Genomic DNA, 7,994 nt, shown 5'->3' on the forward strand with positions numbered 1-7,994 from the left:
GAGCCCCGAACTGTTGAGCGCCCAGGATGGCTGGCGCTTCGCCCTGATCGGCGCGCTGGCCGGGTTCGACCCGAACAGCCTGTGGGATTGCCTGGTCCAGGGCGCCGCGTACTTCCTGCCGGTGTACCTGACCACCTTCATCGTCGGCGGTTTCTGGGAGGTGCTGTTCGCCAGCATCCGCCGCCACGAGGTCAACGAAGGCTTCTTCGTCACCTCGGTGCTGTTCGCCCTGACCCTGCCGCCGTCCGTCCCGCTGTGGCAGGTAGCCCTGGGGATCAGCTTCGGCGTGGTGCTGGGCAAGGAAGTGTTCGGCGGCACCGGGAAGAACTTCCTCAATCCGGCACTGGTCGGCCGGGCCTTCCTGTTCTTCGCCTACCCGGCGCAGATGTCCGGCGACGCGGTATGGACCTCGGTGGACGGCTTCGCCGGCGCCACCTCGCTGAGCCTGGCCGCCGCCGGCGGGGTGGACAACATCCTCGGCCACGGCCTGACCTGGATGGATGCCTTCCTCGGCCACATGCAGGGGTCGATGGGCGAGACCAGCACCCTGGCGATCTTCATCGGCGGCGCCGTGCTGCTGCTGACCCGCATCGCCTCCTGGCGCATCGTCGCCGGGGTGATGCTGGGGATGGTCGCCATGAGCTACCTGTTCAACGCCATCGGCTCGGCCAGCAACCCGATGTTCGCCATGCCCTGGTATTGGCACCTGGTCACCGGCGGCTTCGCCTTCGGCATGATCTTCATGGCCACCGACCCGGTCTCGGCGTCCATGACCGATACCGGCAAGTGGCTGTTCGGCGCCCTGATCGGAGTGATGGTCATGCTGATCCGGGTGGTCAACCCGGCGTTCCCGGAAGGCATGATGCTGGCGATCCTGTTCGCCAACCTGTTCGCACCGCTGATCGACCATTTCGTCGTTCAGGCCAACATCAAGCGGAGGCTGGCGCGCAATGGCTAATCAAGAATCCACCACCCGCACACTGCTGGTAGCCCTGGTGGTGTGCCTGGTCAGCTCGGTGTTCGTCGCCGGCGCGGCGGTGGCGCTGAAGCCGACCCAGGCGGAAAACCGCCTGCTCGACAAGCAGCGCAGCATCCTCGCCATCGCCGGTCTCGGCGAGCCGGGCATGTCCGGCAAAGAGGTCAAGGCGCTGTTCGACAGTCGCATCACCGCCAAGGTGGTCGACCTGCAGAGCGGCACCTTCAGCGATGCCCAGGACCCGCTCGGCTACGACCCGCTGAAAGCGGCCAAGGACCCGGCGCTGTCGGAGGCGCTGCCCGCCGCCGAGGACATCGCCTCGATCAAGCGCCGCGAGCGCTACACCACGGTCTACCTGGTGGAGACCGACGGCAAGCTCGACACCCTGATCCTGCCGGTGCGCGGCTACGGTCTGTGGTCGACCCTGTACGGCTTCCTGGCGCTCAAGGGCGACCTCAATACGGTCGCCGGCTTCGGCTTCTACCAGCATGGCGAGACCCCCGGTCTCGGCGGTGAGGTCGACAATCCGAAATGGAAGGCGCTGTGGGTCGGCAAGACCCTCTACGACGCCCAGGGCGATCTTGCCGTACAGATCATCAAGGGCTCGGTGGACCCGCAGTCGGCGAAGGCGACCCACCAGGTCGACGGCCTGGCCGGCGCCACCCTGACCAGCAAGGGTGTCGACAACCTGCTGCATTTCTGGCTCGGCAAGGACGGTTTCGACGCCTTCCTCGCCAATCTGCGCAAAGGGGAGGCGTGATGGCTGCTCAACCCACGATCCGCGAAGTCCTGTTCAATCCGGTCTTCCAGAACAATCCGATCGGCCTGCAGATCCTCGGGATCTGCTCGGCGCTGGCGGTAACCTCGAACCTGAAGACCGCTACCGTCATGGCCATCGCCCTGACCCTGGTGACCGGCTTCTCCAACCTGTTCATCTCGATGATCCGCCGGCAGATTCCCAGCTCGATCCGGATGATCGTGCAGATGGTGATCATCGCCTCGCTGGTGATCGTCGTCGACCAGGTGCTCAAGGCCTATGCCTATAGCCTGAGCAAGCAGCTCTCGGTGTTCGTCGGGCTGATCATCACCAACTGCATCGTGATGGGCCGCGCCGAAGCCTTCGCCATGGCCAACCCGCCGCTCGTGTCGTTCTTCGACGGCATCGGCAACGGTCTCGGCTACAGCGCCATGCTGCTGGTGCTGGGCTTCGTCCGCGAGCTGTTCGGCGCCGGCAAGCTCTACGGCATCAGCGTGTTGCCGACGGTCAACGATGGCGGCTGGTACCAGCCGAACGGCCTGCTCCTGCTGCCGCCTTCGGCGTTCTTCCTGATCGGCCTGATCATCTGGGCCCTGCGGACCTGGAAGAAAGACCAGGTCGAGGCCCCGACCTACAAGATGGCCCCGCAGGTATCCAGCAAGGAGGCTTACTGATGGAGCACTACATCAGCCTGTTCGTGAAGGCCGTGTTCGTCGAGAACATGGCGCTGGCGTTCTTCCTCGGCATGTGTACCTTCATCGCCATCTCGAAGAAGGTGGAGACCGCCATCGGCCTGGGTATCGCGGTGATCGTGGTGCAGACCATCACCGTGCCGGCCAACAACCTGATCTACACCTACCTGCTCAAGGACGGCGCGCTGGCCTGGGCCGGGCTGCCCGAGGTGGACCTGAGCTTCCTCGGCCTGCTCAGCTACATCGGGGTGATCGCCGCCATCGTGCAGATCCTCGAGATGCTCCTCGACAAGTACGTACCCAGTCTCTACAACGCGCTGGGCGTGTTCCTGCCGCTGATCACGGTGAACTGCGCGATCATGGCCGGCTCGCTGTTCATGGTCGAGCGCGACTACAACCTTGCCGAGAGCACGGTGTACGGCGTCGGCTCGGGCTTTTCCTGGGCGCTGGCGATCGCCGCGCTGGCGGGTATCCGCGAGAAGCTCAAGTACAGCGACGTCCCCGAGGGCCTGCAGGGCCTGGGGATCACCTTCATCACCATCGGCCTGATGTCGTTGGGCTTCATGTCGTTCTCCGGCGTGCAGTTGTAAGGAGAGGCCCGTGATCGGATTCGAGATTTTCCTGGCCATCGGCATGTTCACCGCCATCGTCCTGGGCCTGGTGGCGATCATCCTGGTCGCCCGCGCCAAGCTGGTGTCGAGTGGCGACGTGACCATCCAGATCAACGGCGAGCACAGCCTGACCGTGCCGGCCGGCGGCAAGCTGCTGCAAACCCTGGCGACGAACAACGTGTTCCTGTCTTCCGCCTGCGGCGGCGGCGGCACCTGCGCGCAGTGCAAGTGCGTGGTGGTCGAGGGCGGCGGCGAGATGCTGCCCACCGAGGAGTCGCACTTCACCCGGCGCCAGGCGAAGGAGGGCTGGCGCCTGTCGTGCCAGACCCCGGTCAAGCAGGACATGCAGATCCGCGTGCCTGAAGAGGTCTTCGGGGTGAAGAAGTGGGAATGCACGGTGGAGTCCAACCCCAACGTCGCCACCTTCATCAAGGAACTCACCCTGCGCCTGCCGGACGGCGAGAGCGTGGATTTCCGCGCCGGCGGCTACGTGCAGCTGGAATGCCCGCCGCACGTGGTCGAGTACAAGGACTTCGATATCCAGCCGGAATATCGCGGCGACTGGGACAAGTTCAACATGTGGCGCTACGTGTCGAAGGTCGACGAGACGGTGATCCGCGCCTACTCGATGGCCAACTACCCGGAAGAGCAGGGCGTGGTCAAGTTCAACATCCGCATCGCCTCGCCGCCGCCGGGCAGCGACCTGCCGCCGGGGCAAATGTCGTCCTGGGTGTTCAACCTCAAGCCGGGCGACAAGGTCACCGTGTACGGGCCGTTCGGCGAGTTCTTCGCCAAGGACACCGAGGCCGAGATGGTCTTCATCGGCGGCGGCGCCGGCATGGCGCCGATGCGTTCGCACATCTTCGACCAGTTGCGCCGGCTCAAGTCGAACCGCAAGATCAGCTTCTGGTACGGCGCGCGCTCGCTGCGCGAGGCCTTCTATACCGAGGAGTACGACCAGCTGCAGGCGGAGAACCCCAATTTCCAGTGGCACCTGGCGCTGTCCGACCCGCAGCCGGAGGACAACTGGACCGGCCTGACCGGCTTCATCCACAACGTGCTGTTCGAGAACTACCTGAAGGACCACCCGGCGCCCGAAGACTGCGAGTTCTACATGTGCGGCCCGCCGATGATGAATGCCGCGGTGATCAAGATGCTCACCGACCTGGGCGTGGAGCGCGAGAATATCCTGCTGGACGATTTCGGTGGCTGAGCGTTTCCGTCCGCTCGCCATGGCCGGACTGGCAGCGCTGGCGCTGGTCCTGGCCGGTTGCGGCGACACCCTGGAAAGCTTCGGCGGCCCGACCATGGGCAGCACCTATTCGATCAAGTACGTGCGCGGCGCCTCGGCGCCCGACGTCCAGACGGCGAAAGCCGCGGTGGAAGCGATCCTCGCCGAGGTCGACCGGCAGATGTCCACCTACCGCGACGACTCCCTGGTTTCGCGTTTCAATGCGCTGCCGGCGCAGTCCTGCATGGAGCTGCCGCCACCGATGCTGGAGTTGCTGCGCTATGGCGGCGAGTTGTCGGAACAGAGCCAGGGCGCCTTCGACATGACCGTCGAGCCGCTGATGAACCTCTGGGGCTTCGGTCCGCAGGCGCGGGTGGAGAAGGTTCCCAGCGCCGAGCAGATCGCCGCGGCGCGCCGTGACGTCGGCCATCGACACCTGCGCATCGACGGCCAGCGCCTGTGCAAGGACGCCGCCGTACAGCTGGACTTCGACAGCATCGCCGCTGGCTATACGGTGGACGCGGTAGGCGAACGCCTGAAGGAGCTTGGCGTGCGCAGCTACCTGGCGGAAATCACCGGCGAGTTGAAAGCCGAAGGGCGCAAGCCGGACGGCACGCCCTGGCGCATCGCTATCGAAGCGCCGCGCGAGGGCCAGCGGGTCGCCCAGCAGGTGCTGGCGCTGGACGGCTACGGCGTCTCGACCTCGGGCGATTACCGCAACTATTTCGAAGAGAACGGCCAGCGCTATTCGCACACCTTCGACCCGCGCACCGGCGCGCCGATCGACCATCACCTGGCTTCGGTCACGGTGCTCGATCCGTCGACGCGCAACGCCGACGGCCTGTCGACCCTGCTGATGGTGCTCGGTCCGGAAGAGGGCTACCGTTTCGCCGAGAAGCACCGACTGGCGGCGCTGTTCGTCAGTCGCCAGGGCAACGGTTTCGACAGCCGCACCACGCCACGCTACGAGCAACTGTTCGGCAACCAAGGAGAACGTCCATGACCTGGCTACTGGTCTTCGTCATCATGCTGCTGGTGGTCTTCGGCATGTCCATCGGGGTCATCATGGGCCGCAAGCCGATCGCCGGTTCCTGCGGCGGCATCGCCAACCTGGGGATCGAGAAGGAATGCTCGATCTGCGGCGGCGACCGACAGAAATGCGAGGAAGCCAACCGCGACGAATCTGTAGTGCCCGGAAAACTCGCCTACGACGCGACCAAACGCTAATGTGCGACATTTCGCACAGGGCGTAACATATGCCCGCCTCGAGGTCGGACCGAGCCTTGCCCGGCGAATGCCGTCGTTCGCACCGACCCGATGATCGAATCGATCCGCCGCGCACATGTTGTGCAGCGGCTTTGCCGGAGGCGCCAGTGGGCGCCTCGGCCTGTTCTGAGGAGTACGCATGGCTGTCTACAACTACGACGTGGTGATTTTGGGCACGGGTCCGGCGGGCGAAGGGGCGGCGATGAACGCCTCCAAGTACGGACGCAAGCTGGCGGTAGTCGACAGTCGTCGCGTGGTCGGAGGCAACTGCACGCACCTCGGCACCATTCCTTCCAAGGCCCTGCGCCACTCGGTGAAGCAGATCATCGAGTTCAACACCAACCCGATGTTCCGCCAGATCGGCGAGCCGCGCTGGTTCTCCTTCCCCGACGTGCTGAAGAGCGCCGACCGGGTGATCTCCAAGCAGGTCGCCTCGCGTACCGGCTACTACGCGCGCAATCGCATCGACATGTTCACTGGCACCGCCAGCTTCGTCGACGAACGCACCGTCGAAGTGGTGACGCCGAGCGGCGCGGTGGAGCGCCTGGTCGCCGACCAGTTCGTGATCGCCACCGGCTCGCGCCCGTATCGTCCTTCGGACATCAATTTCAACCACCCGCGGGTCTACGACAGCGACACCATCCTGTCCCTGAGCCACACCCCGCGCCGGCTGATCATCTACGGAGCCGGGGTGATCGGCTGCGAATACGCGTCGATCTTCAGCGGCCTGGGCGTGCTGGTGGACCTGATCGATACGCGCGACCAGTTGCTCAGCTTCCTCGATGACGAGATTTCCGATGCGCTGAGCTACCACCTGCGCAACAACAACGTGCTGATCCGCCACAACGAGGAGTACGAGCGCGTCGAGGGGCTGGATAACGGCGTCATCCTGCACCTGAAGTCGGGCAAGAAGATCAAGGCGGACGCGCTGCTCTGGTGCAACGGCCGGACCGGCAATACCGACAAGCTCGGCCTGGAGAACGTCGGCATCAAGGTCAACAGCCGTGGCCAGATCGAGGTGGACGAGAACTACCGCACTTCGGTGAGCAACATCTTCGCCGCCGGCGACGTGATCGGCTGGCCGAGCCTGGCCAGCGCTGCCTACGACCAGGGCCGCTCGGCCGCCGGCAACATCGTCGAGAGCGACAGCTGGCGCTTCGTCAACGATGTGCCGACCGGCATCTACACCATTCCGGAGATCAGCTCGATCGGCAAGAACGAAAGCGAACTGACCGCGGCGAAGATTCCCTACGAAGTGGGCAAGGCGTTCTTCAAGGGCATGGCCCGGGCGCAGATTTCCAACGAGCCGGTGGGCATGCTGAAGATCCTGTTCCATCGCGAGACCCTGGAGATCCTCGGCGTGCACTGCTTCGGCGACCAGGCTTCGGAAATCGTCCACATCGGCCAGGCGATCATGAACCAGCCGGGCGAGCTGAATACCCTGAAGTACTTCGTCAACACCACCTTCAACTACCCGACCATGGCGGAAGCCTATCGGGTAGCGGCGTTCGACGGCCTCAACCGGCTTTTTTGAAGGACTCCGGCCGGCGGCCTGAGCCGGCCGGAGGGGATGTGCTCAGCGATTCCCGAGGGTGGCGCTGGCCAAACCGGGAAAGTCTGTGATCAGGCTGTCCACGCCGAAGTCGGCGAGCCGGCGCATCAGCGCCGGTTCGTTGACCGTCCACACCGAGACGTGAAGCCCCTGGCGCTGGGCCTTGAGCAGGCGTTCCGGGGTGCATAGGGTCCAGTTCAGGGCGAGCAGGGCACAGCCATAGTGCTGGGCGACCTTCAGCGGGTCGAGCCAGGCGTATTCGGCGACCAGCCCGCGCGACAGCTCCGGGGTCAGTTCGTTGAGGGCCTTGAGCACGGTCCGCGAACCGCTGGTGACGGTGACCTTGTCGCGGTTGCCGAAGCGCTCGGTCAGCTCCCTGATCCGCGTTACCGTCCGCGCCGCGCGTTCGCGCGAGGCGCTCTTCACTTCCAGTTGCCAGTGCTCGAACGGGCACTTCTCGAACAACTCCTCCAGCCGCGGGATCGGCGTCGGCCGTACCCAGCCGGGGCCGCCTTCGCGCGCGTCGTAGGTGACCAGGGTGGCCGCGTCGTGTTCGGCGACCTTGCCGCGGCGGCCGGTGGTGCGCTTCAGGGTCGGGTCGTGGATCACCATCAGTTCGCCGTCGCGGGACAGGTGCAGGTCCAGTTCGCAACGGTTGACGCCATGCTCCAGGCAGCGCTGGAAGCTGGCCAGGGTGTTTTCCGGCGCTTCGCCCTTGGCGCCGCGATGTCCATAGATGAGAGTCACTGTGGCTCCTTGTTCGAGGGTTGCGCGGGATTCCGCGGCCGATGATGGCGAACGCTGTCGCTCACCCGGCCGCTTTCGAAATATACCGAGAAGTCGCGGTAATCCCAGCGCACGATGGGCGGCTGGCCGACCGCGGGATGTTCCTCGTCGGCCAGGCCGAAG

General features: G+C 65.1%; 9 protein-coding genes and 1 pseudogene. 8 read left to right on the top strand and 2 right to left on the bottom strand.

The window, feature by feature from the left end:
• The 8 genes from FFS27_RS24355 to sthA form a co-directional block, all read left to right on the top strand.
• Positions 1-958, top strand: a 958-nt coding sequence (locus tag FFS27_RS24355) for an NADH:ubiquinone reductase (Na(+)-transporting) subunit B (protein WP_137952254.1), incomplete at its 5' end; no start/stop codon positions are given.
• On the top strand, positions 951-1,736 hold the full coding sequence (locus tag FFS27_RS24360; protein ID WP_003091184.1) for a Na(+)-translocating NADH-quinone reductase subunit C: 786 nt from the start codon (positions 951-953) through the stop codon (positions 1,734-1,736). The genes FFS27_RS24355 and FFS27_RS24360, both read left to right, overlap by 8 nt.
• Positions 1,733-2,407 carry an NADH:ubiquinone reductase (Na(+)-transporting) subunit D gene (gene nqrD, locus FFS27_RS24365; RefSeq protein ID WP_003119802.1) on the top strand — a complete coding sequence of 225 codons (675 nt, stop codon included), beginning with the start codon at positions 1,733-1,735 and terminating at the stop codon, positions 2,405-2,407. The genes FFS27_RS24360 and nqrD overlap by 4 nt, the downstream gene beginning before the upstream one ends.
• Positions 2,407-3,015: an NADH:ubiquinone reductase (Na(+)-transporting) subunit E gene (nqrE, locus tag FFS27_RS24370; protein ID WP_003091182.1), complete on the top strand. Its 609-nt coding sequence runs from the start codon at positions 2,407-2,409 to the stop codon at positions 3,013-3,015. Before nqrD ends, nqrE begins: the two co-directional genes overlap by 1 nt.
• Positions 3,016-3,025: 10 nt before the next feature.
• On the top strand, positions 3,026-4,249 hold the full coding sequence (gene nqrF / locus FFS27_RS24375) for an NADH:ubiquinone reductase (Na(+)-transporting) subunit F (RefSeq protein WP_003091181.1): 1,224 nt from the start codon (positions 3,026-3,028) through the stop codon (positions 4,247-4,249).
• The gene (locus FFS27_RS24380; protein WP_021265004.1) at positions 4,242-5,270 is read left to right on the top strand and encodes an FAD:protein FMN transferase; all 1,029 of its coding nucleotides are present in this window, start codon (positions 4,242-4,244) and stop codon (positions 5,268-5,270) included. Before nqrF ends, FFS27_RS24380 begins: the two co-directional genes overlap by 8 nt.
• Positions 5,267-5,494, top strand: a complete 228-nt coding sequence (gene nqrM / locus FFS27_RS24385) for a (Na+)-NQR maturation NqrM (RefSeq protein WP_003091178.1) — start codon at positions 5,267-5,269, stop codon at positions 5,492-5,494. Before FFS27_RS24380 ends, nqrM begins: the two co-directional genes overlap by 4 nt.
• Before the next feature lie 178 nt (positions 5,495-5,672).
• A complete protein-coding gene (gene sthA / locus FFS27_RS24390) occupies positions 5,673-7,067 on the top strand; it encodes a Si-specific NAD(P)(+) transhydrogenase (protein WP_003091177.1) in 1,395 nt (464 codons plus the stop codon).
• 42 nt (positions 7,068-7,109) lie between these two features.
• Here the strand turns inward: sthA and FFS27_RS24395 are convergent, their stop codons facing one another.
• Positions 7,110-7,832 (bottom strand): glycerophosphodiester phosphodiesterase, encoded by a 723-nt coding sequence (locus tag FFS27_RS24395; RefSeq protein WP_003091176.1) that lies wholly within the window; start codon positions 7,830-7,832, stop codon positions 7,110-7,112.
• Positions 7,829-7,994 (bottom strand): annotated as a pseudogene (locus FFS27_RS24400) (phosphodiesterase); the annotation flags it as partial. The gene FFS27_RS24395 and the pseudogene FFS27_RS24400, both read right to left, overlap by 4 nt.

The organism is Pseudomonas sp. 2VD (genome assembly GCF_005503585.1).
Taxonomy (GTDB): Bacteria; Pseudomonadota; Gammaproteobacteria; order Pseudomonadales; family Pseudomonadaceae; genus Pseudomonas; species Pseudomonas aeruginosa.

Bases quoted from the DNA above. Each gene is read 5' to 3' on its own strand.
- FFS27_RS24360 (WP_003091184.1), top strand. From the start codon at position 951: ATGGCTAATCAAGAATCCACCACCCGCACACTGCTGGTAGCCCTGGTG.
- nqrE (WP_003091182.1), top strand. From the start codon at position 2,407: ATGGAGCACTACATCAGCCTGTTCGTGAAGGCCGTGTTCGTCGAGAAC.
- nqrM (WP_003091178.1), top strand. From the start codon at position 5,267: ATGACCTGGCTACTGGTCTTCGTCATCATGCTGCTGGTGGTCTTCGGC.
- sthA (WP_003091177.1), top strand. From the start codon at position 5,673: ATGGCTGTCTACAACTACGACGTGGTGATTTTGGGCACGGGTCCGGCG.